The organism is Blastococcus sp. HT6-30 (genome assembly GCF_039729015.1).
In the GTDB taxonomy this organism is placed as follows: domain Bacteria; phylum Actinomycetota; class Actinomycetes; order Mycobacteriales; family Geodermatophilaceae; genus Blastococcus.
Map to the genome: position 1 here is coordinate 3,069,734 of NZ_CP155792.1, position 25,393 is coordinate 3,095,126.

Here is a 25,393-nt window from a genome sequence, read left to right on the forward strand (position 1 = left end):
CCACCGCTCGCATGCTCGCGGCGGGCCCCTGCAGAGGGGCCGTCAACCGGCGACGCCGTCCGGCTCGCCGTCGGGAGCCTCCGCCGGGGGCGGTGGGCCGACGAGCAGGCGGGCGATCCGCCGTCCGTCGAGCTCCAGCACCGACACCGCGCGGCCCTCGACCTCGATGGAGTCGCCGACCTCCGGCAGCCGGCCGAGCTCGGCCAGCACGTAGCCGGCCACCGTCTCGTACGGCCCCTCGGGCAGCTCCAGGCCGGTGGCCTCGGTGAAGTCGTCGAGGTTGAGCAGGCCGTCGACCTCGCGCGGGGCGCCGGGGGACTGGCGGTCCTCCGGGGCGACCTCGGCGTCGTACTCGTCGTAGATCTCCCCGATGACCTCCTCGATGAGGTCCTCGAGGGTGACGATGCCGTCGGTGCCGCCGTACTCGTCGACGACGATGGCCAGGTGCTGGTTGTCCCGGCGCATCTCGCTGAGCACCGTGAGGACGGCGGCGGTGCCGGGCAGCCGGGTGACCTCGCGGGCCAGGTCGCCGACGGTCGCGGCCCGTCCCGCCGGGTGGCTGGGCAGGAACAGGTCGCGGACGTGCACGAAGCCGACGACGTCATCCTGGTCACGGCCGACCACGGGGAACCGCGACCAGTTCGACTCGGCGACGTGCTTGGCGGCGCGGCTGGCGGTCATGGAGGCGTCGAGGAACTGCACCTCGGTCCGCGGCGTCATGACCTCGCGCACCTCGCGCTCGCCGGCGCGGAAGACCTCGTCGATCAGCCGCCGCTCGTCGCTGCTCAGCGACTCGTGCGCCGCCACCAGGTCGCGCAGCTCCTCCTGGCTGATCGACTCGCCGCTGGCCTTCGGGTCACCGCCGACCAGCCGCACGAGGCCGTTCGTGGACTTCGACAGCAGCCAGATGACCGGGCGGGAGAGCTTCGCGATCAGGTTGAGCGGCGCGGCGACGATGAGCGCGAAGCCCTCGGCGCGCTGCAGGGCCAGCCGCTTGGGCGTCAGCTCGCCGACGACCAGCGAGACGTAGCTGATCGCGATGGTGACCAGCACCAGCGCGAGCGTGCCGGCCAGGCCCTCGCTCACGCCGCGGCCCTGCATCCAGTCGGCCAGCGGGGCGGACAGGGTGCTGGCACCGAAGGCGGCCGAGAAGAAGCCGGCCAGGGTGACGCCCACCTGCACGGCGGCCAGGAACTGGTTCGGGTCCTTGAGCAGCTTCTGCACCGCCTGACCGCGGCGGCCACCCTGCTCGGCCATGGCCCGGACCTGCGACTCGCGCAGCGAGACCAGCGCGATCTCCGCTCCGGCGAAGACGCCGCCGAGCATGATGAAGGCGACGACCATGACGATGCTGAGCCAGACGTCGCTCACCGGCGGCGTGCTCCTCGGGTACTGGGTGCGGGCGGACGGGTCCATGATGCCTGGGTCCAGGCTGCCCGGCCGTCGCTGCCCACATGCCCGGGGACCTGCACGAGGCGGCGAACGCGCGCACCACCCGGGGCTACCGCTGACATTCGAACACAGTTAGTCTTCGATCAATAACAGATCGTGATTCTTTCTGAGGACCCGCATGCACCACCGGCCGTCCGGTCCCCCGCCGTCCGCCCGCCTGAGCGCTGCGCTCTGCCGGGCGGGGCTCCTGCTCTCCCGCTGGTCGCACCGGCACGCCCGCCGGATTGCCGTGGGCGCCGTCGTGACCCTGGCGGTCACCGCGGCCATGCTGGCAGTGCCGGTGGCCGGGCCGGCGGAGGCACCGTCGGTGTCCCTGGACGCGTCGTCGCGGTCCTCGGCGGCCGGATCCGCCACGGGGGGCCCGCCGTCCGCCGACTCCGCCGGAACCGCGAGCTCTCCTGGCTCGTCGGTGCCGGCGTCCCCGCCACCGTCGTCGGCCTTCCCCGTGGCGGGCGGCGGGCCGTCGACGACGAGCGCCGCCCCCGAGGAGCCGTCCTCCACGTCTCCGTCGGCACCGGAGAGCGATGCCGTCGCCCCGACGGGGACCGCGAGCACATCCGCGCCGACGGAGAAGGGCACCTCGGCGCCGACGGAGAAGGGCACCTCGGCGCCGTCGACGACGAGCGCCGCCCCCGCCGGGCCTCTCCCTACCACGGCGGCCGGCACCCGCACCCCCGGCAGCACCACGGCCGGCGCGACGTCGTCGGCGCCGGTGACCACCGCCCCCACGCTCGCGGGCCCCGACGCGGAGGGCCAGGTGCTCGCCCTGGTCAACGAGGAGCGCGCCCGTGCCGGGTGCGAGCCGCTGACCGTGGACGGGCAGCTGACCGCCGTCGCACGCGCCCACAGCGCGGACATGCGCGACCGCGGCTTCTTCCACCACGTGAACCCCAGCGGGCAGGACCCGTTCGCCCGCGCGTCGGCGGCCGCGATCACCGCGCGGGCGGAGAACATCGCCCGCGGCCAGCAGGACGCCGCCGCCGTCGTCCACTCGTGGATGGGCAGCCCCGGGCACCGGGCGAACATCCTCGACTGCCGGTCGCGCAGCCTCGGCGTCGGCCTCGCCACCGGCGCCGGCGGCCCCTGGTGGACCCAGCTCTTCGCCTGACCCGCCTGCCCTCGGCCCGGCCTGGTACGGAGCACGAGAGGTCTGGAGCGTGGTCCGGAGGCCTACTTCGCCGTACGAGGTGGCTCCAGCGCCGCACGCACGCGGGCCACCAGCCCGTCCGGGTCCCGCATGTCCGCGGCGGTCACGTGGATGACCGTCCACCCCGCGGCGACCAACCGGTTGAGCCGCCGCCGGTCCCGCGCGAACTGCCCGGGCGCGGCGTGCCAGGCGCCGTCGTACTCGACTGCGACCCGCTGATCCGGGAACGCCAGGTCGACGCGCGCGACGAAGTCGCCCCTGCCGTCCCGGACGGAGAACTGCGGCACCGGCGCCATGCCCGCGAGGGAGAGGAGCACGCGCAGCCTGCTCTCGGGCTGTGACTCGGCGAACGGGCAGGCCATGGCCACCGCGCGCTGCGCACGGCGGGCGCCACGAACGCTCCCCAGCTCGGCGGCCGCCGCCCGGAGCTCTCCGAGGCCGACGATCGCCCGGCCGACCAGCACATCCAGTGCCACGACTGCGTCCACCAGAGCCTCGGCGCGCGCGATGTCGAGCGCGGTGCGCAAGCCGCTGGTCACCCGCCGGCCCCGGTGGAGCAGCACGTCCGCCTCCGGTAACGGCATGCGACGGATCCGCAGGCCGGCCACCGGCCCGAAGCGGACGTCCGGCGGCACGGTCACCTCGACCGGTGTCCCTCGGTCGACCAGCTCCTGCGCGCCGAGCAGGTAGGCGGCCGTGCGACCGCTGAACACGGCTGGTGCGGGCACGAGCAGCAGCGCGCCCGTCACCTGGAGCGAGAAGTCCGACTCGAGCGATGCGTCGGCGTAGACCCCGCGGTACAGGCGCCGCCAGGCGGAGGAGCGCAGCGCGTCCTTCGTCAGGAGGCCAGCGGCGATGGCATCGGCCCCGCGGAACACCCGGTCGACGAGACGGTCCGGACGGCGAGGTGGCGGCACCCGGACAGGTTGCCCCGTCGGGCCCTTCCGGCGTGGGCGCCGTCCACAGGACCCTCGTGCGGGAAAGGAGGCGCCTGGCGCACGCCGCAGGACCCTCGTTCCCCGCACGAGGCGGGGTGTGCGGGGGCCGGAACGCGCAGCGGCCCCCTCGCCCGGAGGCGAGGGGGCCGCTGTGCGCGTCAGCCGAGCGTCACGCCATGGCCTTCTGCAGGTTGGTGTCGATGGCCGCCAGGAAGTCCTGGGTGTTCAGCCACGGCTGGTCCTTGGAGATCAGCAGCGCGAGGTCCTTGGTCATCTGGCCGCTCTCGACGGTGTCGATGCAGACCTTCTCCAGGGTCTCGGCGAAGCGGGTCACCTCGGGGGTGCCGTCCAGCTTGCCGCGGTGGGCCAGGCCCCGGGTCCAGGCGAAGATCGACGCGATCGGGTTCGTCGACGTCTGCTCGCCCTTCTGGTGCTGCCGGAAGTGGCGGGTCACCGTGCCGTGGGCGGCCTCGGCCTCGACCGTGCGGCCGTCCGGGGTCGCGAGCACCGACGTCATGAGGCCCAGCGAGCCGAAGCCCTGCGCCACGGTGTCGGACTGCACGTCTCCGTCGTAGTTCTTGCAGGCCCAGACGTAGCCGCCCTCCCACTTGAGCGAGGCGGCGACCATGTCGTCGATCAGCCGGTGCTCGTAGGTGATGCCGGCCGCGTCGAACTTCTCCTTGAACTCGGCCTGGAAGACCTCCTCGAACAGGTCCTTGAACCGGCCGTCGTAGGCCTTGAGGATCGTGTTCTTCGTCGAGAGGTAGACCGGGTAGCCGCGGTCGAGCCCGTAGTTCAGCGAGGCGCGGGCGAAGTCGCGGATCGAGTCATCGAGGTTGTACATCGCCATCGCGACGCCGCCGCCAGGCGACTGGAAGACCTCGTGCTCGATGGGCGCCGAGCCGTCCGCCGGCTGGAAGCTGATCGTCAACGTCCCCTCGCCGGGGAACCTGAAGTCGGTGGCGCGGTACTGGTCACCGAAGGCGTGACGGCCGACGATGATCGGCTTGGTCCAGCCCGGCACGAGGCGCGGCACGTTCTGCATGATGATCGGCTCGCGGAAGATCACGCCGCCGAGGATGTTGCGGATCGTCCCGTTCGGGGACCGCCACATCTTCTTGAGCCCGAACTCCTCGACCCGCGCCTCGTCGGGCGTGATGGTCGCGCACTTGACGCCGACGCCGTGCTTCTTGATCGCGTTGGCGGAGTCGACGGTCACCTGGTCGTCGGTGGCGTCGCGGTGCTCGATGCCGAGGTCGTAGTACTCGAGGTTGACGTCGAGGTACGGGAGGATCAGCTGGTCCTTGATGAACTGCCAGATGATCCGGGTCATCTCGTCGCCGTCGAGCTCGACGACGGTGCCCTCGACCTTGATCTTGCTCACAGGTTCTCCTTGTGCAGTCATGGCCCCACTGCCCCCCGCCGCCGCGAGCTTGCGAGCGGTGGGGGCAGTGGGGTCCTTCTTCAGAGCTGGGCCACGTCGGCCTGCTTGGCGCGCACCGCTTCGGCCGCCTCGTGCAGGCCCGCCCGTTCGGTCTCCGACAGGTCGCTCTCGACGACGCGCTTCGCGCCCCCGCGGCCGATCTCGGCCTCCACCCCCAGGTACACCCCGGAGATGCCGTACTCGCCGTCGACCCACGTGCACACCGGCATCACTGCGCCGGAGTCCTCCATGACCGCGCGGGCCATGCGGGCAGCCGCAGCGGAAGGAGCGTAGTAGGCCGATCCGGTCTTGAGCAGGGCGACCACCTCGGCGCCACCGTTCCGGGTGCGCTGCACGAGGTGCTCGATGCGGTCGGCGGGGAGCACGTCGGCCAGCGGCTTGCCGTCCACGGTGCAGCGCGAGGGCACCGGCACCATCGTGTCGCCGTGCGAGCCGAGGGTCAGCGTCCGCACCGAGGCGACGGGGACCCCGAGCTCCTCGGCGACGAAGTTGGTGAAGCGCGCGGTGTCGAGCATGCCCGCCTGGCCCATCACGCGCTGGTGCGGGAAGCCGGTGGCCAGCTGCGCCAACGCGGTCATCTCGTCGAGCGGGTTGGAGACGACGATGACGACGGCGTCGGGCGACGTGCGGGCGATGTTCTCGGAGACGTCGCGGACGATCTTCGCGTTCGTCTCGATCAGGTCCATGCGGCTCATGCCCGGCTTCCGCGGCAGGCCGGCGGTGACGACGACGACGTCCGAGCCCTCGGTGCCCTCGTAGGAGCCGCCGCCGACCCCCAGCACCCGGGTCTCGAACCCCTCGATGGGACGTGACTGGTTCATGTCCAGCGCGAGCCCCTCGGGCTTGCCCTCCACGATGTCGGTGAGCACGACGGTCTCGAAGATGTCGTACTCGGCCAGGCGGAGTGCGGTGGTGGAGCCGTAGAACCCGGCACCGACCACGGTGACCTTCCCGTTCCTGGGCTGCTTCGCCATGGCCGTCAACCTAGCGCTGGTCGGCGCCTCGTGCCGCCCCGGGTGAGCCTCACGTGCCCGGGATGGTCAGCGCGACGGCGGTGAGCGTGATCCCGACGCAGGCGAGGAGAACCACGTCGACCCCCCGGCTGCGCACGGCGAGGAAGCCCACCCGGCGCACCGGAAGGAGCAGGCGCAGCAGCGCCGCCCCGACCATCGCCAGCCCGACCACGACCAGCCCCCACCGCCAGTGCTCGAACGTGACCAGCAGCAGCCCGGCGGCCACCACGACCAGGACCGCCAGCAGCGGCAGCTGCCTGACCAGCCCCGCGAGGAAGGGCCGGCGGACGTGGAGCGGCGGGCGCGTCACGGTCAGGCCGAGAGCGCCTCGGCTGCCGCGGCCTGCTCGGCGGCGAGCACCACGTTCTGCAGGAGCATCGCGCGGGTCATCGGGCCGACGCCCCCGGGGTTCGGCGCCACGTGCCCGGCGACGTCGACGACGTCCCGGGCGACGTCACCGGCGATCTTCCCGTCGACCCGGCTGACGCCCACGTCGAGGACGGCGGCACCGGGCTTCACCATGTCGGCCGTGATCAGGCCGGGCACCCCGGCGGCGGCGACGACGACATCGGCGGCGCGCACGTGCGCCGCCAGGTCGCGGGTGCCGGTGTGGCACAGGGTGACCGTGGCGTTCTCCGACCGGCGGGTGAGCAGCAGTCCCAGGGGGCGGCCCACGGTGATGCCCCGGCCGATGACGACGACCTCCGCGCCGGCGATCGGCACCTCGTAGCGGCGCAGCAGCTCCACGATGCCGACCGGGGTGCAGGGCAGCGGGCCGGGCACGTTGAGCACGAGCCGACCGAGGTTGACCGGGTGCAGCCCGTCGGCGTCCTTGGCCGGGTCCATCGCCTCGAGGATCGTGCTCTCCTCGATCCCCTGCGGCAGCGGCAGCTGGACGATGTACCCGGTGCACGCGGGGTCGGCGTTGAGCTCCGCCACCACGGCGAGCACGTCGGCCTCGGTGGCGGTCGCCGGCAGCTCGCGCTGGATGCTGGCGATGCCCACCTGGGCGCAGTCGGAGTGCTTGGCGTTGACGTACCACCGGCTGCCGGGGTCGTCACCCACCAGCAGGGTGCCGAGACCGGGCCGGTGACCGGCCGCGGTGAGAGCGGCCACCCGCTCGGTGAGCTCGGCGCGGATCGCTGCCGCGGTGGCCTTGCCGTCCAGAGTCGTCGCGGGCACGCCGACAGTCTGCCGGAGAGGGTCCCGCGGTGGACGCCGCGGCCCTAGTGTCGGACTGGCGGGGCGCCGGTGCCCCGCCGACATCCGGAGGTGCGCGATGGCCCGGCGCGACCAGACCCCGACCGGCGCGACGTCCCTGGGAGCCGACCAGGGGCCGACGACGCCGGCGTACTCCGACCGGCCGGTGGCCTTCCGCGGGCCCGAGAGCCTGGGCGGCCTGCTGCTCATCCTCGCCGGGATCGCCGCCGCGGTGAGCCTGCCGCTGGACTGGCTGCGCGACCGCGACGACAGCGGCTGGAGCCTGGTCCGCGACGCGTTCGGCGACCTCGGGGAGATCGTCGACGACGGCGGTTGGCAGCCCCTGGCCATCGTGCTCGGCGGCGGCCTGCTGCTCATCCTGGGCATCGTGCTGTGGCTCCCGGCCCGCAGTCACCGGTTCGTCGGGTTCGTCGCCCTGGTGGTCAGCGGCGTCGTCACGGCCGCCGTCCTCGTGCCGCTGGTGGACGCCGGCTTCGACCTCGGCTTCTTCGGGCCCGGGTTCTGGTGCGGCATCGCCGTCGCCGTCCTGGGGCTGCTCGGCTCGCTGAAGGCGGTTCTGACGGGCCCGCGCTACCCCCGTTAGCTCACGACACGAGCGCGCCGTGGGCGGCGGCGAACTGCACCGACTGCGCCAGGTCGATCCGGACGCCGGTGAGGTCGAAGGCGCGCCAGTTGATCCCGTCGGTCGACGCACCGCGCAGGTCGGTGCCGCGCAGCCTGGCGCCCTGCAGCCGGGCGCGGTCGAGGACGGCGCGGGTGAGGTCGCACTCGCGGAGGTCGGCGTCGGTGAGATCGGCCTCGCGGAACCGCTGACCGGACAGGTCGAGGCCGGAGAGGTCCGCGCCCCGCAGCGCGGTGTAGCTCCAGTCGCACTCCGTCGCGGTCATCGGGCGCAGGTGCGCGCCCGGGAACAGCGAGCCGGTGAGCTTGCAGCCGTCCCAGACGACGTCGATCAGCGTGGCCCGGTCGAACCGGCAGGAGAGGAAGGCCGAGCCGACGTGCCGGGAACCGGCCATCCGCACCCCGGTCAGCACGCACTCCTCGAACACGCAGCGGCGCGTGACGAGCTCCTCCAGCCCGGCGTCGTGGAACCGGCACCGGGTGAAGGTGACGCCCTCGAGCTCGGCGCCCCACCAGTCGACCCGCGCGAAGTCCTCCCCCTCCACGACGGTGCCCGCCTCGGGCGGGCCGACGTGCGGTCGGCCCCCTCGCAGGGAGCCGCTCCGAGCCCGCGAGGTGCGGGGGGCGAGGGGGTCCTTCATCAGTGCGCGAAGTGGCGGGTGCCGGTCAGGTACAGCGGCACGCCGGCCGCCGCGGCCGCGGCGACGACCTCCTCGTCCCGCACCGACCCACCCGGCTGGACGACGGCGCGCACACCGGCGTCGAGCAGCACCTGCAGGCCGTCGGCGAACGGGAAGAACGCATCGGACGCCGCGACGGCACCCGCGGCCCGCTCCCCCGCCCGCGCGACGGCCAGGCGCGCCGAGTCGACCCGGTTGACCTGCCCCATGCCGACGCCGACCGTGGCCCGGTCGTGGGCCAGCAGGATCGCGTTGCTCTTGACCGCGCGCACCGCCCGCCAGGCGAACACCAGGTCGTCGAGGCCGGCGGCGTCCAGCGGCTCACCGGCGGCCAGCGTCCAGGTGGTGGGGTCATCGCCCGCGGCGTCGATGCGGTCGCGGGTCTGCAGCAGCAGCCCGCCGCCGATCGGGCGCAGCTCGACGCCGGCCTCGGGCAGGTGCGGCAGCCGCAGCAGCCGGATGTTCTTCTTCCCGGTCAGCACCGCGACGGCGTCGTCGGTGAACGAGGGGGCGACGACGACCTCGGTGAAGACCTCGGCGACCTGCTCGGCCATGGTGAGGTCGACCTCGCGGTTGGCGGCGATCACGCCGCCGAAGGCCGACACCGGATCGCAGGCGTGCGCCTTGCGGTGCGCGGCGGCGATGTCCGCGCCGACGGCGATGCCGCAGGGGTTGGCGTGCTTGATGATCGCCACGCAGGGCTCGTCGTGGTCGTGGGCGGCGCGCCAGGCGGCGTCGGTGTCGACGTAGTTGTTGTAGGACATCTGCTTACCGTGCAGCTGCTCCGCGTGCGCGAGCCCCGGCCGGTCGGAGCGGTAGAGCGCCGCCGCCTGGTGCGGGTTCTCGCCGTAGCGCAGCACGTCGGCGCGCTCCCAGTTCCCGCCGACCCACGCCGGGAAGCCGGTCTCGTCGTCGGGGGCGAGCACGCTGCCCATCCACGAGGCGACGGCGACGTCGTAGGAGGCGGTGTGCCGGAACGCGGCGGCCGCGAGCCGCTGCCGCTCGGCCAGGGTGAAGCCGCCGGCGGAGACCGCGGTGAGCACGTCGCCGTAGCGCGCCGGGTCGACGACGACGGCGACCGACGGGTGGTTCTTGGCCGCGGCCCGCACCATCGCCGGGCCGCCGATGTCGATCTGCTCGACGCACTCGTCCGGGGCGGCGCCCGAGGCGACGGTCTCGGTGAACGGGTAGAGGTTCACGACGACGAGGTCGAACGGCGCGACGCCGAGCTCCTCCAGCTGCGCGACGTGCTCGGGCCTGCGCCGGTCGGCGAGGATCCCGGCGTGCACCGCGGGATGCAGCGTCTTGACCCGGCCGTCGAGGCACTCGGGGAAGCCGGTGACCTGCTCGACGGGGGTCACGGGCACCCCGGCCTCGGCGATCCGCCGCGCGGTCGCGCCGGTGCTCACCAGCTCGACACCGGCGGCGGCCAGCCCGGCGGCCAGCTCCTCGATGCCGGTCTTGTCGTACACGCCCAGCAGGGCGCGGCGGATCGGGGTTCGGTCGCTCATCAGGGGCTCTTCCTCGTCCGGGGCGGGCTGGTCGGGGGTGGGGTGACGAACGCCGCCACCGTCTCCACCAGGAGCTCGCGCTCCACGTCCTTGATCCGTTCGTGCAGGCGCACCTCGTCGTCGCCGGGCAGCACCGGCACCTCGCGCTGGGCCAGCACGGGCCCGGTGTCGACACCGGCGTCGACCAGGTGCACGGTCGATCCGGTCGTGGGCACTCCGGCCGCCAGCGCGTCGCGCACCGCGTGGGCGCCGGGGAACGCCGGCAGCAGCGCCGGGTGGGTGTTGATCAGCCGGCCCTCGCACCCGGCGAGCACCGCCGGCCCGACGATCTTCATGAACCCGGCGGAGACGACGAGGTCGGGTGCGAAACCGGCGATCCGGTCGGCCAGCGCGCGGTCCCAGGCGGCGCGGTCGGGGTGGTCCCCGAGCGCGCACACGAATGTGGGCAGCTCTCGCCGGCGGGCGTGCGCCAGCCCGGGAGCGTCGCGGTCGGCGCCGACGGCGACGACCTCGGCCGGGTAGGCCGGGTCGTCGGTGGCCTCCAGGAGGGCCGCGCAGAGCGAGCCCGCGCCCGACAGCAGCACGACGATCCGGGCCCGCTGGGGAGGCTCGTCGGCGGGCACGGTCCCGACCCTATAAGGAGCCCCTCGACCGGTCCCCTCGCAGGGGACCGCCGCGAGCGCGCGAGCCGAGGGGGGCCAGGGGGTCCTCTGTCAGCCCAGCGCCCGCCAGCGGGTGACCGCGCCCGCCACCGCCGCGGCGATCCCGGCCTGGGCCGCGATCGCGATGCCCGTGGCCACCGGCGGGGCGCCGACCACCGCGAGGGCGCCGTCGCCGAGCGAGCCACCGGCGAACCAGGCCAGCACCCCGGCGACGACGCCGAGCAGCGAACCCGCCAGCAGGCCGGCGAGCCCGGCGACCACCGAGCCGCCGTCGCGGTCGCCCAACCACCGGCCGAGCGCCACCCCGGCCACCAGGCCGGCCGCGGCGGGGATCGCCTGGGAGACGAAGGCGATCAACGGCACGGCCTGGGTGTCCGGCAGCGCCGCCAGGAACGGCAGCGCAGGCACCGCGCCCAGCGTCACGCCGTGCACCGAGACGAGCGTGCCGCTGCCCACGGAGAAGCCGGGGCCGGCCGCCAGGCCGAGGACGGCGACGCCCGCGTTGGGCAGGTACAGCGCCCCCAGGCCCAGCAGCCCGACGGCGCCTGCGCCGGCGCCGCCGAGCGAGCCCGACAGCGCCGCGTAGCCGCTCGCATCGCTCGCCAGCGCCACCGCGACGACGACCAGGCAGAGCGCGAGCGCGGTCAGCAGACCGGCCAGCACCCCGCGGAGAACGGGTCGCATGACACCCGGCAGGCGGTCCAGCGCGGCGTCGGCCAGCCCGGACTCCCGGCCGGCGCCCCAGCCGACGGCGACCAGGGCCAGCGCCGGGGGGAGCAGCAGGGTGCGCAGCCACCCGGTGCCGGCGGCGTCGTCGTCCACGACGAGCGCGAGCAGCCAGGTGAGCGCCACGTGCAGGGCGACGACCAGCGTTGCCGAGCGGATGACGTCCGGGGCCGCGGCGTCGTCGTCGAGCGCCCGGACGGCCACCCGCCCGGCCCAGGACAGCCCATGGGCCACCAGGAGCGTCAGGAGGAGCGGTGCGAGGACCAGCGGCCCGGACGACAGCAGCAGCTCGGCGCCGTGGGCCAGCAACCAGAGCCGGGCACCGAGCGTCGCCGAGGCGGCCACCGACATGCCGCCGCCGGGGTCGAGCAACTGCACGACGACGAGGGCCAGGCCGAGGCCCACCAGGCCGCAGACCGTGACGGCGGCCGTCGCGACGGCGGCGAGGACCGCGGACGGAGCGGATCGTGCGGCCGACCCGGCGTCCCGCCGGGCGGGCAGGCGTGCGAGCAGCGGGACCACCCCTCCACTCTCGCAAGCCGCTCCGGCGGATGGGTGGCGCACTCGCCGGAGCCGACCGTCCCGGGTGGCGACGCCGGGACGCCGGTCAGCTATCCGTGCCCGGACGTTCGCTGTGCGTAGCCCCCGGATCGTCCCCGGAGGCGGTCGAGCCACCGGGAGCCGTGCCGGGACCGCCGGCCTGGCCCGGTCCGGACGGAGGCGGCGTCGGCCACCACGGCGACGGGTAGCCGGAACCCGGCTGCCCCGGGTGACCCTGCTGCGGGAACTGCCCCGGTGCCTGCGCGTAGGGCGGCACCGCCCCGTAGGAGTAGGGCTGCCCCTGGGCCGGCCAGTAGCCGCCACCCGGCGGGGCGCTCGGCCGGGCCGGGCGGTCGCGCATCTCCCGCCGCAGGGCGAGCGCCGCCACCGTGGTGATGCTCGCGGCGGTCAGGAAGCCCAGCAGCGCCCAGAACGAGAAGGCGTAGCGCAGGGTGTCCAGCCACGCGAAGAGCGTCAGCACCAGGGCGAGCCCGGCCATGGCCACCGTCAGCCCGGCACGGGGGAAGGTCACCGTCATGCGCACGAACGCCGGCAGCACCGCCCAGGTGGTGGCCAGGAGCAGCAGCACGAAGGCCGAGCGCACCATGCCGTCCTCCAGGCCGCTGAAGCTGACGCCGAAGGTGGTGTCGCCGAACCGCCACCAGGGCAGGAGCCCGACGATCAGGAACAGCAGGGTCCCCCCGGCGACGGCCCAGTCGCTCCAGGTCAGCCGCTTGGGGTCGAACGAGAACTCGGCTCCGCCACCGGGCCGCCGGCCGCCCGGGTGCCCGGGGACCCCGTAGGGCGGTCCGTAGCCCGGCGCACCGTACGGCGGCTGGCCGTAGGGGGGCCCGTAGGCGGGCCGGCCGTACGGCGGCTGCCCGTATGCAGGCCCGTATCCGGGCAGGCCGTACGGCGGCTGGCCGTAGGGCGGCTGTCCATAGGGCGGCTGCGGGTACTGCTGGCCGTACTGGGGAGGCCCGTACTGACCCTGCCCGTACTGCGGTTGCCCGTAGCCGGGGTGCCCCGGGGGCTGGCCCGGCCCCTGCCCCGACTGCCCGTAGGGCTGCTGGTCGTGCTCTGGGGCGGTGTGCCGCGGACCGGGCCCCTGCTGTTCCGGAGGTGGGGCCCCCTGCCCGGCGGGCGGCTGACCGCCCTCCGGCGGCTGCGGGGGCTGGCTGGCGGTCACTGGGATCTCCTCCGGAGCAGATCAGGGGCGCCACGATCGTGGCGGTCACGGTCGTCGCGCCGCAATGGTGGGCCACCGGCCGGCGCCGCTCGGGAACGGCACGGCCCGGCGACCGCGGAGCGCGGTCGCCGGGCCGTAGGGGACCACACCTCTCCCCACGCCTCGCAGGCTCGGCGCGGGCCCCTGGAGGAAGGCCTAGGAGCCGACGATCTCCCGCATGAGCTGAGCGGTCTCCGACGGGGTCTTGCCCACGCGCACGCCGGCGGCCTCGAGGGCCTCCTTCTTGGCCTGTGCGGTGCCGGCCGAGCCGGAGACGATGGCGCCGGCGTGGCCCATCGTCTTGCCCTCGGGGGCGGTGAAGCCCGCGACGTAGCCGACGACCGGCTTGGTGACGTTGGCCTTGATGTAGTCGGCGGCGCGCTCCTCGGCGTCGCCACCGATCTCACCGATCATGACGATGGCCTCGGTCTCCGGATCGTCCTGGAACGCCTGGAGCGCATCGATGTGCGTGGTACCGATGACCGGGTCGCCACCGATGCCGATCGCGGTGGAGAAACCGATGTCCCGGAGCTCGTACATCATCTGGTAGGTCAGCGTGCCGGACTTCGACACCAGGCCGATCCTGCCCTGCTTGGTGATGTTCGCCGGGATGATGCCGGCGTTGCTGCGCCCGGGGCTGATCAGACCGGGGCAGTTCGGGCCGATGATGCGCGTGGAGCCGCCCTGGGCGTGCGCCCAGAAGTAGGTCGAGTCGTGCACCGGGATGCCCTCGGTGATGACGACGGCGAGGCCGATTGCGGCGTCGACCGCCTCGATGACGGCGGCCTTGGCGAACGGCGGCGGCACGAAGATGACGCTGACGTCGGCGCCGGTCTCCTTCATGGCCTCGGCGACGCCGCCGAAGACCGGGACGCTCGCACCGTCGAAGTCGACGCTGGTGCCGGCCTTGCGGGGGTTGACGCCGCCGACGATCGCGGTGCCGGAGGCGAGCATGCGAGAAGTGTGCTTGCTCCCCTCGGAGCCGGTCATGCCCTGGACGATGACCTTGCTGTTCTCGTTGAGGAAGATCGACATCTGTCTGGTGTCCTGTCTCGGGAGTGGACGGGGCGGCCCCTTCCAGGGCCCGGCCCGAGCCTGCGAGGGGTGGGGAGGAAGGGGATCCTTGCTCAGGCGGCGAGCTCGGCGGCCCGGCGCGCGGCGCCGTCCATCGTGTCGACCACGGTCACCAGCGGGTGGTTGGCCTCGGCGAGGATCCGCCGGCCCTCGTCGACGTTGTTGCCGTCGAGGCGGACGACCAGGGGCTTGGTGGCCTCGTCGCCGAGGATGCTCAGCGCGGAGACGATGCCGTTGGCAACGGCGTCGCAGGCGGTGATGCCCCCGAAGACGTTGACGAACACGCTCTTGACGGCGGGGTCGGAGAGGATGATCTCCAGACCGTTGGCCATCACCTCGGCCGAGGCACCGCCACCGATGTCGAGGAAGTTGGCGGGCTTGACGCCCCCGAACTCCTCGCCGGCGTAGGCGACGACGTCCAGGGTGCTCATGACCAGGCCGGCACCGTTGCCGATGATCCCGACCTCCCCCTCGAGCTTGACGTAGTTGAGGTCCTTCTCCTTGGCGCGCGCCTCGAGCGGGTCGGCGGCGGCGGCGTCCTCGAGCGCGGCGTGCTCGGGGTGCCGGAAGCCGGCGTTCTCGTCGAGGGTCACCTTGGCGTCGAGCGCGAGGACGGTGCCGTCGGGCGCCTTGGCCAGCGGGTTGACCTCGACCAGGGTGGCGTCCTCCTTGCTGAACACGTCCCACAGCTGAACGGCGATCGCGATGACCTGGTCCCGCACCTCGGCGGCGAAGCCGGCGGCGTCCACGATCTCGGCGGCCTTGGCGGTGTCGACGCCCTTGCTGGCGTCGATCGGGATGCGCGCCAGGGCCTCGGGGCGCTCGACGGCGAGCTGCTCGATCTCCACGCCGCCCTCGACGCTGGCCATGGCGAGGAACGTCCGGTTGGAACGGTCGAGCAGGTAGGAGAAGTAGTACTCCTCCGCGATGTCGCTGGCCTGGGCGACCATCACGCGGTGCGTGATGTGGCCCTTGATGTCCAGCCCGAGGATGTCCTGGGCGCGCGCCTTGGCGTCCTCGGCGGTGTCGGCGAGCTTGACGCCACCCGCCTTGCCTCGGCCGCCGGTCTTCACCTGCGCCTTGACGACGACGGTCTGCCCGATCTCGCGGGCGATCGCCTCCGCCTGCTCGGGCGTCTCGGCGACCCCGCCGGGGAGCACGGGGACACCGTGCGAGGCCAACAGGTCACGGGCCTGGTACTCGAAGAGATCCACGAACAGGGACCGTAGCCCGCTCGCAACCGGACCGCTGCCCCGGGCATGGGAGGGGTGCGCTCCGCGTGGGGTGCATCACACCCAGTCCCACCCGATCGCAGGAGGAACCGCGGCCCGCCGCGAGTTCAGGCGCCGGCGGGTTCGCCCACGTGGGTGCGCACCCAGTCGACGATGTCCGTGGTGGTGGCACCGGGGGTGAAGATGCCCGTGACGCCGAGCCGCTCCAGCTCGGGCACGTCCTCCTCCGGGATGATCCCGCCGCCGAAGACCACGACGTCGTCGACCCCGCGCTCGCGCAGCAGTTCGGTCAACCGGGCGAACAGGGTCATGTGCGCCCCGGAGAGCACGGACAGCCCCACTGCGTCGGCGTCCTCCTGCACGACCGTCTCCACGATCTGCTCCGGCGTCTGGTGCAGTCCCGTGTAGACGACCTCCATCCCCGCGTCGCGCAGCGCCCGCGCGACCACCTTCGCGCCGCGGTCGTGCCCGTCGAGGCCCGGCTTGGCGATGACCACCCGGATGCGTTCGTCCACCACGGGAGGCAGCTTAGGAGCTGCGCCCCCAGAAGGTGATGTCGGTCACGTCGCCGACCGGCGCGCCCGCCACGCGACGACGGTCAGGCCGAGCATGGCCAGCCCGACCACGACCAGGCCGGCGCCCGGGACCGTCCAGACCAGCTCGTCCGACGAGACGGCGTCGCGGAGCCCGCCGAGCCCGGCGCCGAGCACGGTGACGGCGACGGCGAGCAACCCGCCGACCGCGCCCAGCCGCGGGCGCAGCGAGGGCGCCACGGCCGAGCACAGCAGCAGCGTCCCGGCCAGGAGCAGGCCACCGAGCAGGGCCAGGCCCGGCCGCTCGAGGAGCGCCTGCGGGCCCTCGCGGGTCACCACGACCTCCAGGCCCGTCGCCGGATCGGTCCGCAGCTCGTCGGGCACATCGGCGGCCGGGAGCGCGAGGCACAGGAGGGCGGCGACCCCGAGGACCACCGCCGCGCCGGCCAGCAGCGAGCGGATCGGGTCCAGGGCACCCCGGTCCTCCATCACGGTCCGCCCCCACGCCGCCATGCCGACGCCACCGGCCAGCACCGTGAGGACCAGCGCGACGACACCCAGCACCCAGCCCGCCCCCACCTGGACGCTGCTGGTCAGGACCCGCTCCCCCGCCAGGACCTCGATCCCGGGGCGGGAGGTCGAGCTGCTGCCCCGGTAGATCTCGATGAGCAGCTCGCCCACCGCGAGCGCCCCCGCGACGGCGCTGTAGGCCAGGCCGAGCTTGGGCACCGCGCGCTGCAGAAGGGTCACTCCGATCGCCACGTGCACGGTCGGGACCAGGAAGGCGACCAGCGCGTCGCCGAACCCCCGGACGTGGCGCAGCTCCTCGCCTCCGACCACCAGGTACGTGGGCAGTGCGGCGGCGGCGCCGGCGAGGCCTGCCAGCACGAGCAGCAGGCCGCAGATCCGGACCGCAGGCGGCACGGTCCCGACCACCAGCCGGTCCCCCACCACCGCCGGCGCCGGGCGCGGGGACGCGCTCCGGGCAGCCCGGCGGGCGGTGGCCCCGGTGCGATCGGTCCGGGTCCGGTCGTCGCGGGTGGACACGCTTCCCCCTTCGGCTGTGTGGTCACGAACAGGACTCGATCGGCGCGGGGACGGTGACGTTCATGTGACGACCGACACACCTCGGCATTACCGTCGAGTGAACTGAGCACACAACGTGCACCGCCACCGGCGGGACGGCAGGAGGACCAGCTCCGCCGGTGGGTTCGACGGGGAGGGCAGCCATGCGCCCATCGAGCGATCTGGACTCCGGTCCAGGGTGGCACACCGAGGTCGCACCACGGGGGCTGCGCGCACTCTGCTCGCCGGCCACGCTGACCGGCGGTCTGACCGAGCTGGCCTGGGTGGGCGCGCACGTCCTCATGTACCCGCTGGGCGCCCGCATGGAGCAGCTGCGCCCCGATTCCCGCTGGCGGACCGGCGAGCAGCCGGCCGCGGTGCGTGCCCTCTTCGCCGCCGACCCGTTGGCCGCCCGCACCCCCGTCCTGCTGGTCCACGGGCTGGTCGACAACCGCTCCGTCTTCGCCGTCATGCGGCGCAGCCTGCGCCGGCGCGGCTTCGCCTCCGTCTGCTCCTGGAACTACAGCCCGTTCCTCACCGACATCGCCCGGGGCGCCGCCGACCTCGGCCGGCACATCGAGCGGATCTGCGAGCAGACCGGACACGACCGGGTGCACGTCGTGGGCCACAGCCTCGGCGGGCTGATCGCCCGCTACCACGTGCAGCGGCAGGGCGGTGACCGGCGGATCGACTCGCTGGTCACGCTCGGCACCCCGCACCAGGGCTCGATCCTGGCGCACGTGCTGCCCACCCCGCTGGTGCGCCAGCTCCGCCCCGGGTCCCCGGTGCTGCAGGAGCTGGAGGAGCCGGCGCCGGGGTGCCGCACGCGGATCACCGCCGTCTACAGCGACCTCGACCAGATGGTGCTGCCCACGCACTCGGGCCGCTGCGAGCACCCCGATCTCGACACCCGCAACGTGCTCGTCCGCGGCGTCGGGCACATGTCGCTGCCCATGCACCGGGGAGTGCTCGACGAGGTCGCCACCACCCTCGCCGGCGTCCGCGAGGCAGCAGCCCAGCACCACCCTGTCGCCGCCGTCGCCTGAACGGGGCGCGCGGACGCCGCCGCCTCGGTGCTGAAAGACAACCGGGTCGACTCGGCGACTTCACGACGTGCGTCCATCGCGACACGCAGCGTTCGGTGCTTGGTCGGGTCCTGACGCATCGTTACGGTTCGATCACGGCGCCGGGTCACCGGCGGACGTCGCTCCCGCGGCGTCCTCGCCGTCGTCGCTCCCCCGACGATCGCCCCCGGCGCTCGCCGGGCCAGGTCGTCCGGGAAGGTTCGCCGTGTCTCGCAGCAGTGCACAGGTGCTGGAGAAGCCGGCTCCGGGGCTCGCCCTCGTGCCCAGGCCCCGGACCGCCCCCGAGGACGTCGCTCCGGCGCCCGCCGCCCGGACCGACGCGGTTCCTGCACCCGTCGAGCCCGCTCCCCGCCGGCGGCTTCCGCAGCCCCCGGGCCGCCGGGCCAACATGTGGCTGGCCGCCCTCGTCGCCGGCGCGGTGCTCGCCGGCATCCCCGCCCTGACCGGCTCACCCCGGGACGTCTCCGCCAGCGCCTCCGACTACGGCCTGGGCGAGAGCACCGAGGTGAGCTTCAGCGGGGGCCTCGAAGGCGCCGACGCGCGGCGGGGCATCACCGAGGCCGAGGCGCAGGTCCGGCTCGACGAGCTGGCCGCCTCGCGCGCCGCCCGCCAGCCCAAGACCGTGGCCCCCACGCAAGGCGTGCTCACCACCTGCTTCTGCCGGCGCTGGGGCACCATGCACTACGGCCTGGACCTGGCCGCCCCACTGGGCACGCCGATCGTCGCCGCCACCGACGGCGTCGTCGTCCGCGCCGGGCGGGCGTCCGGCTACGGCAACGCCGTCTACATCCAGGACGCCGACGGCAACGTGCACATCTACGGGCACATGCGCTACTACGACGTCTCCGCCGGCGATCTCGTCACCGCGGGCGACCAGATCGCCAGGATCGGCAACGAGGGGCAGTCCACCGGCCCCCACCTCCACTACGAGATCCACCGCGGCGGCGTGAACGGCCGGCCCATCGACCCGCGCGCCTGGCTGGGCGACCGCGGGGTGACTGTCTGACGCATGCTGACCGTCCGGCTCCACCGGACACGCCACCGAGTACCGTCCCGACTCGCGCTGAGCCCCCCTTTCCTGACGCTCGTCGAGGACCCTCCGGGCCCCGCTCGGGAGATCAGAGCTTGACGAGGGGGGCGTAGCGGAGGACGAGGCGCTTGGTGCCGCCGGAGCCGAAGTCGACCGTCGCCTGGGCCTTGTCGCCGGCGCCGGTCACCTCCACCACGGTGCCGAGGCCGAACGCGTCGTGGCTCACCCGGTCACCCACCTCGACCGAGATGACCTGCCGGTTGCCGGCGCCACCGCGCAGGCCGCCGGTGGACAGCCCGGTCGCGGCGACCCGCGTCTGCGCCGACTTGTAGCCGGTCGACGGGATCGGGGTCGGGTCGGTGCGCTCCCAGTGGATGGTCTCGCCCGGGATCTCATCGAGGAACCGGGACGGCGGGTTGTACGCCGGCTGTCCCCAACTGGTGCGCACGGTCGCGCGGGAGATGAACAACCGCTGCCGCGCCCGGGTGATGCCGACGTAGGCCAGCCGGCGCTCCTCCTCCAGCTCGCGGGGGTCGCCCAGCGCCCGCAGGTGCGGGAAGACGCCGTCCTCGAGGCCGGTCAGGAAGACGACCGGGAACTCCAGGCCCTTGGCGGTGTGCAGGGTCATCAGCGTCACCACGCCGGCGTCGTCGCCGGACACCGGGATCTGGTCGGCGTCGGCCACCAGGGACACCTGCTCGAGGAAGTCGGTGACCGAACCCCCGGGATTGGCGGCCTCGAACTCCGCGGCCACCGAGATGAGCTCGTTGAGGTTGTCGACCCGGCCCTCGTCCTGCGGGTCGGTGCTGGCCTGCAGCTCCGCGAGGTAGCCGGTGCGGTCGAGGATGCTCTCCAGGAGCGCGGCCGGCCCGGAGCCGGTCTCCACCAACTGCTCGAACTCCTCCAGCAGGGACACGAACTCCTGCAGCGCCTTGAGCGAGCGGGTGGCGAGGTCGGGCACCTCGGCGCAGCGCCGCAGCGCCGAGCCGAACGCGATGCGCTCCCGGTCGGCGAAGGACTCGATGCAGGACTCGGCCTTGTCCCCGATGCCGCGCTTGGGCACGTTGATGATCCGGCGCAGGCTCACCACATCGGCCGGGTTGGCGACCAGCTTCAGGTAGGCCAGCGCGTCGCGGACCTCCTTGCGCTCGTAGAAGCGGACCCCACCGACGACCTTGTAGGGCATGCCCACCCGGATGAAGACCTCTTCGAACACGCGGGAGGCGTTGTTCGTGCGGTAGAAGACCGCGATGTCCGCAGGTCTGACGTCGCCCTCGTCCACCAGGGCGTCGATCTGCTCGGCGACCCAGGCGGCCTCGTCGTGCTCGTTGTCGGCGACGTAGCCCTCGATCAGCTCGCCGTCGCCCGAGACGGTCCACAGGCTCTTCGGCCGGCGGCCGGTGTTCTTGGCGATCACCGTGTTCGCGGCCTTCAGGATCCGCTGGGTGGAGCGGTAGTTCTGCTCCAGCAGGATCGTGGTGGCCTGCGGGTAGTCGCGCTCGAACTCGTCGATGTTGCGGATCGTCGCGCCGCGGAAGGCGTAGATCGACTGGTCGGCGTCACCGACGACGCACAGCTCCGCCTGCGGCACCGGGCCCTCGCCGGTGCCGGTCAGCTCGCGCACCAGCATGTACTGGGCGTGGTTGGTGTCCTGGTACTCGTCGACCAGCACGTGGCGGAACCGTCGGCGGTAGTGCTCGGCCACGTCGGGAAAGGCCTGCAGCAGGTGGACCGTCGTCATGATCAGGTCGTCGAAGTCCATGGCGTGCGCCTCGCGCAGCCGCCGCTGGTAGAGCGTGTACGCCTCCTTCAGCACCTTCTCCGGCGCCGTCTGGGGGCTGAACGACTCCTCGTCGACGAGCTCGTTCTTCAGGTTGGACACCTGGTTGGACAGGCTGCGCCCGGGGTAGCGCTTGGCGTCGAGGTCCAGGTCGCGGGCGACCATCGTCATCAGCCGGATGGAGTCGCCCTGGTCGTAGATCGTGAACGACGACTTCATGCCCAGCTTGGCGGCCTCGGCCCGCAGGATGCGCACGCACATCGAGTGGAAGGTCGACACCCACATCGACCGCGCCCGCGGCCCGACCAGGGCGGCCACCCGGTCCTTCATCTCGCCGGCGGCCTTGTTGGTGAAGGTGATCGCCAGGATCTCGCCCGGCTGCACGCCGCGGGCGCCGAGCAGGTAGGCGATCCGGTGCGTGAGCACGCGGGTCTTGCCCGACCCGGCGCCGGCGACGATGAGCAGCGGGCTGCCCTCGTGGACGACGGCGTTGCGCTGCGGGCCGTTGAGACCCGCGAGCATCCGGTCCAGCTCGCGACCGACCGAGCCGGCAGCGGAGCGCTGCAGGGCGGCGGTGCCGGGGAGGGACTGCTGGAGGCTGCTCATGCCGGGGCCCCCACGGGGACGTGGCGCGCCGGCGGACGGTCTTCGTGGGGTCGGTTCATGACCCCGCCACTGTAAGCCGGACGGGTGACGGTCCCCGCGGGGCCGGAGCCAGCCGCACCACCTGTCGCCGGCGGCTCCGCCTGGCACGGTCCGGCCGGGCTGTGGCACACTCGGCCCGTGCTCGCCACCGTCAGCTTTTACTACGGCCACCGGGATCCGGTGTCCGTCACCGCTGGCTGAGCACACGCCGCAACAGACGCCCCGGGCCCGAGGAGCCCGGGGCGTTTCTCGTTCTCGGGGTCCCGGGTCCACGAACCACCGAGGACAACCGATGAGCACCCTCACCGCCTCCCCCGCCGCCCGCCCGGTCGCGCCCGAGGACCCGGCCGAGCAGATCGGCGCGCTGCGCGACGCGATCGACGCCTGCGACGCCGAGATCATCGAGCTCGTGCGCCGCCGCCTGGAGATCTCGCAGGAGATCGGCGCCCTGCGCGCCGCATCGGGCGGGACGCGGCTGTCCCTGTCCCGCGAGCAGCAGGTGCTGTCCCGCTTCCGCACCGAGCTCGGCCCCGACGGCGCCGCGCTCGGCATGATGCTGCTGCGCCAGGGCCGCGGGCGCCTCTGAAAGAGGACCTCGCTGCCCCCACCGCTCGCGAGCCCGCGGCGGGACCCCGCAGCGAGGCCTCAGGGTCCGGCGCGCCAGACCAGCGAGTCCTCGTCGTCCATCGCGGCCACCTCGAACACCCGGCCGGGGCAGGCGTCGTTCGCCTCGTCGGCGAGGTCCCGGCCCTGTTCGAGCGCCGCGTGCAGGTCGTCGGCTGCGCACTCGGTGGTCAGCCGCAGCACCGCCCGGTCCGGCTCCCGCCACAGCTGCAGTCCGGCGTCGCCGGGGCGGATGACCGTGCGGAGGGCGTCGATCGCGGCGTCGTCCAGCGGGGCCGAGGAGCGGAGCGCGACGGCGAGCGTGTACTCGGGCACCCTTCGAGTCTGCGCGACCGCCGTCGTCCCCCTGCCACCACCCCGCCCGTCACATCCGCGGCCACTGCCCTTCTGCGCGTGCGAACCGTCCCGTGCAACCCGGACGAGTCCACCGGTCCGCGGCTTCCCTAGGCTGCGCCGGGTGACCGCACCCGCCCCGCAGCCTCCCGCCGAGCACGTCGAACGCGCGCTGTGCGTCCTGGCCCACCCCGACGACGTCGACTTCGGCAGCGCCGGGACGGTGGCCACCTGGACCGCCGCCGGTACTGAGGTCACCTACCTGATCGTCACCGACGGCGACGCCGGCGGGTTCGACGACACCCCCCGCCACGAGATGGGGCCGCTGCGGCGAGCCGAGCAGCGGGCGGCCGCGGCCGCCGTGGGCGTCACCGACGTGCGGTTCCTCGGTTATCCGGACGGCCGGCTCGAGCTCACCCTCGACCTGCGCCGGGACATCAGCCGGGTGATCCGCCAGGTGCGACCGCAGCGGGTGCTCACCAGCTCGCCGGAGCGGTTCTGGGAGCGGATCGGCGCGAGCCACCCCGACCACATGACCGTGGGGGAGTCGACCCTGCGGGCGGTGTACCCCGACGCCCGCAACCCGTTCGCCTTTCCTGAGCTGCTGGCCGACGAGGGGTTGGAGGCCTGGACCGTGGCGGAGGTGTGGCTCGGCGCCAGCCCGCGGGCCGACCACGCCGTCGACGTCACCGACGTGGTGGACCGCAAGTTCGCCGCGCTGATGAGCCACGTGACCCAGGTGAGCCACCAGCCCGAGGGCCAGCTGCGGGAGTTCGTCACCGGCTGGATGCGGCAGACCGCCACACGCCTGGGCCTGCCGGCCGGCCGCCTCGCCGAGGCGTTCCACGTGGTGCACACCGCCTGAGCCGGCGGCTGCGCTCAGCCGCCGCCGAGGACGAGCAGCGTGCCGCCGAACACGATGCCGGTGATCAGGCAGGTGATGGCGGTGAACCCGAAGATGTCCCGCACGCCGAGGCCGGCGACGGCCAGCAGCGGCAGCGCCCAGAACGGCTGGATCATGTTCGTCCACTGGTCGCCGTAGGCGATCGCCATGGTGATGACGGCGGGATCGACGCCCAGGGAGTCCGCGGCGTCGAGGAAGATCGGCGCCTGAACGGCGAACTGCCCACCGCCGCTGGGCACGAACAGGTTGAGCAGCCCCGCGGACAGGAAGGCCAGCAGCCCGAGGGTGCCGGGGCTGGCGACCTCGGTAAACCAGCCGCTCAGCTGCGCGGCCAGCCCGGAGGCGGTCATCATCCCGATGATCCCGGCGTAGAGCGGGTACTGCAGCAGCACCTCCCCCACCGTCCGGACCGCCCCGCCGACGAGCTCGGCGAGCTCGGCCGGGCTGCGCACGATCAGCAGGATCGCGGCGAGGAACGACCAGTTGACGATGTCCAGGGTGAGGTTGAACCCCTCCTGGGCGAAGTAGACGCCGAGGTAGAGCAGCAGGGCCACGCCCGGGATCAGGGTGACCAGCCGCGACGCCTCCATCCGCTCGGCCGGTGTCCCCGGAGTGCTCAGGGCGACGTCGGGCTCCTCGGTCCCCATCCGCTCGGGCAGCTCGACGATCCGGTCCCTGCCCTTGGGGGCCAGCAGGACCACCGTCGCGAGGATCGCGGCGACGGCGACGACGATCGCGATCAGGTTCCACGGCGAGTAGACGGTCTCGCTGATCGGGATGGTGCGGCCGATCGCCTCCTCGACGAAGCTGCCCGGGGTCGCCGCGGCCAGCGGGCCGGTGGCGCTGTAGCCCATGTGCCAGACGGCGAAGCCGGAGTAGGCGCTGGCGACCAGCAGCGGGTAGTGCAGCTGCGTGCCGCGCCGTCGGGCGGCCCGGCCAACCTCGAGGGCGATGACGCCGCCGACCACCAGCCCCAGCCCGAAGCTGATCAGGGAGGCGACGGCCGACACGAGGGCGACGAAGGCGTACGCCGCCCGGGGGGTCTTGGGGACGTTGGCGATGCGGGTCAGCCCGGCCTTCACCGGCCTCGTGAGCGCCAGCGTGTAGCCGAGCAGCAGCACCAGCGCCACCTGCGTCATGAAGGCCAGCAGCCCGGCCAGCCCGTCGCCCCAGGCCCGCGTGAGCTCGGCCGGCCCGATGTCGCCGAAGAGCAGGGCGAGGACGGCGACGATGACGGTCAGGACGACCGCGAAGACGAACGCTCCCGGCAGATACCTCTCCACGCCGGTGACCAGCGGGCGCGACAGCGTGCGCAGCATCGCGGCTTCCTCTCCGTCAGGCCCGGTCGGGCCGCCTGTGGGCTCGGCCACATGCTTATCGGAGGTCGAGCGGAGGGGCCACTCGTCAGAGCAGCCGGTTGGTCGCCGCCCACCGGGTGAGCTCGTTGCGGTTGGACAGCTGCAGCTTGCGCAGCACGTTGGACGCGTGTGACTCCACCGTCTTCACCGAGATGAACAGCCGGGATCCGATCTCCCGGTAGGTGTAGCCGCGGGCCAGCAGCTGCATCACCTCGCGCTCTCGGGCGCTGAGCAGGTCCAGCCCGGGATCGGTCGCCTCCTCCGGTGCCGGCGCGACGGCGCCACCGGCGGCGAAGGCGTCGAGCACGAAGCCCGCCAGCCGGGGGCTGAAGACGACGTCGCCGTCGGCGACCCGGCGGACGGCGTCGAGCAGGTCGGGACCGGAGATGGTCTTGGTGACGTAGCCGCGCGCCCCGGCCCGGTGACGGCGATGACGTCCTCGGCGGCGTCGGAGACCGACAGCGCCAGCCAGCGCACCCCGGGCAGCTCCCTCGCAGCGTCTCGAGCACGGTCCGGCCGTTGCCACCGGGCAGGTGCACGTCGAGCA

Annotated in this window: 26 protein-coding genes; 6 read left to right on the forward strand and 20 right to left on the reverse strand. The window is 73.6% G+C overall.

Features of this window, described 5'->3' with window-relative positions; translation table 11 throughout:
- Positions 1–42: 42 nt before the first annotated feature.
- Both ABC795_RS14760 and ABC795_RS14765 read right to left on the reverse strand, forming a co-directional pair.
- On the reverse strand, positions 43–1,416 hold the full coding sequence (locus ABC795_RS14760) for a hemolysin family protein (protein ID WP_347057942.1): 1,374 nt from the start codon (positions 1,414–1,416) through the stop codon (positions 43–45).
- Between the two features lie 108 nt (positions 1,417–1,524).
- Complete coding sequence (locus tag ABC795_RS14765; RefSeq protein WP_347057943.1) at positions 1,525–2,118, reverse strand: hypothetical protein; 594 nt, start codon at positions 2,116–2,118, stop codon at positions 1,525–1,527.
- A 46-nt stretch (positions 2,119–2,164) separates the two neighbouring features.
- Between ABC795_RS14765 and ABC795_RS14770 the strand changes: the two genes are divergently transcribed.
- A complete protein-coding gene (locus tag ABC795_RS14770; protein ID WP_347057944.1) occupies positions 2,165–2,560 on the forward strand; it encodes a CAP domain-containing protein in 396 nt (131 codons plus the stop codon).
- A gap of 62 nt (positions 2,561–2,622) precedes the next feature.
- Here ABC795_RS14770 and ABC795_RS14775 read toward each other — a convergent pair whose 3' ends face one another.
- From ABC795_RS14775 to ABC795_RS14795, 5 genes are all read right to left on the reverse strand, one after another.
- Positions 2,623–3,516 (reverse strand): DUF559 domain-containing protein, encoded by an 894-nt coding sequence (locus tag ABC795_RS14775; RefSeq protein WP_347057945.1) that lies wholly within the window; start codon positions 3,514–3,516, stop codon positions 2,623–2,625.
- Positions 3,517–3,706: 190 nt separating this feature from the next.
- Positions 3,707–4,921 carry an NADP-dependent isocitrate dehydrogenase gene (locus tag ABC795_RS14780; RefSeq protein ID WP_347057946.1) on the reverse strand — a complete coding sequence of 405 codons (1,215 nt, stop codon included), beginning with the start codon at positions 4,919–4,921 and terminating at the stop codon, positions 3,707–3,709.
- An 80-nt stretch (positions 4,922–5,001) separates the two neighbouring features.
- Complete coding sequence (mdh, locus tag ABC795_RS14785) at positions 5,002–5,955, reverse strand: malate dehydrogenase (RefSeq protein WP_347057947.1); 954 nt, start codon at positions 5,953–5,955, stop codon at positions 5,002–5,004.
- A gap of 49 nt (positions 5,956–6,004) precedes the next feature.
- Entirely contained in the window at positions 6,005–6,304 is a 300-nt protein-coding gene (locus ABC795_RS14790; RefSeq protein WP_347057948.1) for a DUF3017 domain-containing protein, read from the reverse strand.
- Between the two features lie 2 nt (positions 6,305–6,306).
- On the reverse strand, positions 6,307–7,176 hold the full coding sequence (locus tag ABC795_RS14795) for a bifunctional methylenetetrahydrofolate dehydrogenase/methenyltetrahydrofolate cyclohydrolase (protein ID WP_347057949.1): 870 nt from the start codon (positions 7,174–7,176) through the stop codon (positions 6,307–6,309).
- 97 nt (positions 7,177–7,273) lie between these two features.
- Between ABC795_RS14795 and ABC795_RS14800 the strand changes: the two genes are divergently transcribed.
- Positions 7,274–7,798, forward strand: a complete 525-nt coding sequence (locus ABC795_RS14800; protein WP_347057950.1) for a hypothetical protein — start codon at positions 7,274–7,276, stop codon at positions 7,796–7,798.
- A gap of 1 nt (position 7,799) precedes the next feature.
- Here ABC795_RS14800 and ABC795_RS14805 read toward each other — a convergent pair whose 3' ends face one another.
- The 9 genes from ABC795_RS14805 to ABC795_RS14845 form a co-directional block, all read right to left on the reverse strand.
- Positions 7,800–8,381, reverse strand: coding sequence for a pentapeptide repeat-containing protein (locus ABC795_RS14805; protein WP_347057951.1), 582 nt, complete (start codon positions 8,379–8,381; stop codon positions 7,800–7,802).
- Between the two features lie 95 nt (positions 8,382–8,476).
- Positions 8,477–10,027 carry a bifunctional phosphoribosylaminoimidazolecarboxamide formyltransferase/IMP cyclohydrolase gene (purH, locus tag ABC795_RS14810; protein WP_347057952.1) on the reverse strand — a complete coding sequence of 517 codons (1,551 nt, stop codon included), beginning with the start codon at positions 10,025–10,027 and terminating at the stop codon, positions 8,477–8,479.
- Positions 10,027–10,650 (reverse strand): phosphoribosylglycinamide formyltransferase, encoded by a 624-nt coding sequence (gene purN / locus ABC795_RS14815; protein ID WP_347057953.1) that lies wholly within the window; start codon positions 10,648–10,650, stop codon positions 10,027–10,029. Before purN ends, purH begins: the two co-directional genes overlap by 1 nt.
- A gap of 90 nt (positions 10,651–10,740) precedes the next feature.
- Positions 10,741–11,937 carry a DUF6350 family protein gene (locus tag ABC795_RS14820; protein WP_347057954.1) on the reverse strand — a complete coding sequence of 399 codons (1,197 nt, stop codon included), beginning with the start codon at positions 11,935–11,937 and terminating at the stop codon, positions 10,741–10,743.
- An 85-nt stretch (positions 11,938–12,022) separates the two neighbouring features.
- On the reverse strand, positions 12,023–13,144 hold the full coding sequence (locus ABC795_RS14825; RefSeq protein ID WP_347057955.1) for a hypothetical protein: 1,122 nt from the start codon (positions 13,142–13,144) through the stop codon (positions 12,023–12,025).
- 195 nt (positions 13,145–13,339) lie between these two features.
- Positions 13,340–14,218, reverse strand: a complete 879-nt coding sequence (sucD, locus tag ABC795_RS14830; RefSeq protein ID WP_347057956.1) for a succinate--CoA ligase subunit alpha — start codon at positions 14,216–14,218, stop codon at positions 13,340–13,342.
- 92 nt (positions 14,219–14,310) lie between these two features.
- Complete coding sequence (sucC, locus tag ABC795_RS14835) at positions 14,311–15,471, reverse strand: ADP-forming succinate--CoA ligase subunit beta (protein ID WP_347057957.1); 1,161 nt, start codon at positions 15,469–15,471, stop codon at positions 14,311–14,313.
- 125 nt (positions 15,472–15,596) lie between these two features.
- On the reverse strand, positions 15,597–16,007 hold the full coding sequence (locus tag ABC795_RS14840; protein ID WP_347057958.1) for a cobalamin B12-binding domain-containing protein: 411 nt from the start codon (positions 16,005–16,007) through the stop codon (positions 15,597–15,599).
- Positions 16,008–16,049: 42 nt separating this feature from the next.
- Positions 16,050–17,069: a hypothetical protein gene (locus tag ABC795_RS14845; protein WP_347057959.1), complete on the reverse strand. Its 1,020-nt coding sequence runs from the start codon at positions 17,067–17,069 to the stop codon at positions 16,050–16,052.
- A gap of 182 nt (positions 17,070–17,251) precedes the next feature.
- Between ABC795_RS14845 and ABC795_RS14850 the strand changes: the two genes are divergently transcribed.
- Entirely contained in the window at positions 17,252–18,133 is an 882-nt protein-coding gene (locus ABC795_RS14850) for an alpha/beta fold hydrolase (protein ID WP_347057960.1), read from the forward strand.
- Between the two features lie 244 nt (positions 18,134–18,377).
- A complete protein-coding gene (locus ABC795_RS14855) occupies positions 18,378–19,178 on the forward strand; it encodes a M23 family metallopeptidase (RefSeq protein ID WP_347057961.1) in 801 nt (266 codons plus the stop codon).
- A gap of 112 nt (positions 19,179–19,290) precedes the next feature.
- Here the strand turns inward: ABC795_RS14855 and pcrA are convergent, their stop codons facing one another.
- Entirely contained in the window at positions 19,291–21,588 is a 2,298-nt protein-coding gene (gene pcrA / locus ABC795_RS14860; RefSeq protein ID WP_347057962.1) for a DNA helicase PcrA, read from the reverse strand.
- Positions 21,589–21,919: 331 nt separating this feature from the next.
- Here pcrA and ABC795_RS14865 point away from each other — a divergent pair, with 331 nt between their 5' ends.
- Entirely contained in the window at positions 21,920–22,213 is a 294-nt protein-coding gene (locus tag ABC795_RS14865; protein WP_347057963.1) for a chorismate mutase, read from the forward strand.
- A gap of 59 nt (positions 22,214–22,272) precedes the next feature.
- On the opposite strand, the gene ABC795_RS14870 is transcribed toward ABC795_RS14865, so the two are convergent.
- Positions 22,273–22,566: a hypothetical protein gene (locus ABC795_RS14870; RefSeq protein ID WP_347057964.1), complete on the reverse strand. Its 294-nt coding sequence runs from the start codon at positions 22,564–22,566 to the stop codon at positions 22,273–22,275.
- 142 nt (positions 22,567–22,708) lie between these two features.
- Between ABC795_RS14870 and ABC795_RS14875 the strand changes: the two genes are divergently transcribed.
- Positions 22,709–23,449 carry a PIG-L deacetylase family protein gene (locus tag ABC795_RS14875; protein WP_347057965.1) on the forward strand — a complete coding sequence of 247 codons (741 nt, stop codon included), beginning with the start codon at positions 22,709–22,711 and terminating at the stop codon, positions 23,447–23,449.
- Between the two features lie 14 nt (positions 23,450–23,463).
- Here ABC795_RS14875 and ABC795_RS14880 read toward each other — a convergent pair whose 3' ends face one another.
- Both ABC795_RS14880 and ABC795_RS14885 read right to left on the reverse strand, forming a co-directional pair.
- Positions 23,464–24,807 carry a TIGR00366 family protein gene (locus ABC795_RS14880; protein ID WP_347057966.1) on the reverse strand — a complete coding sequence of 448 codons (1,344 nt, stop codon included), beginning with the start codon at positions 24,805–24,807 and terminating at the stop codon, positions 23,464–23,466.
- Between the two features lie 85 nt (positions 24,808–24,892).
- The gene (locus ABC795_RS14885) at positions 24,893–25,372 is read right to left on the reverse strand and encodes a response regulator transcription factor (protein ID WP_347057967.1); all 480 of its coding nucleotides are present in this window, start codon (positions 25,370–25,372) and stop codon (positions 24,893–24,895) included.
- Positions 25,373–25,393: the final 21 nt, after the last annotated feature.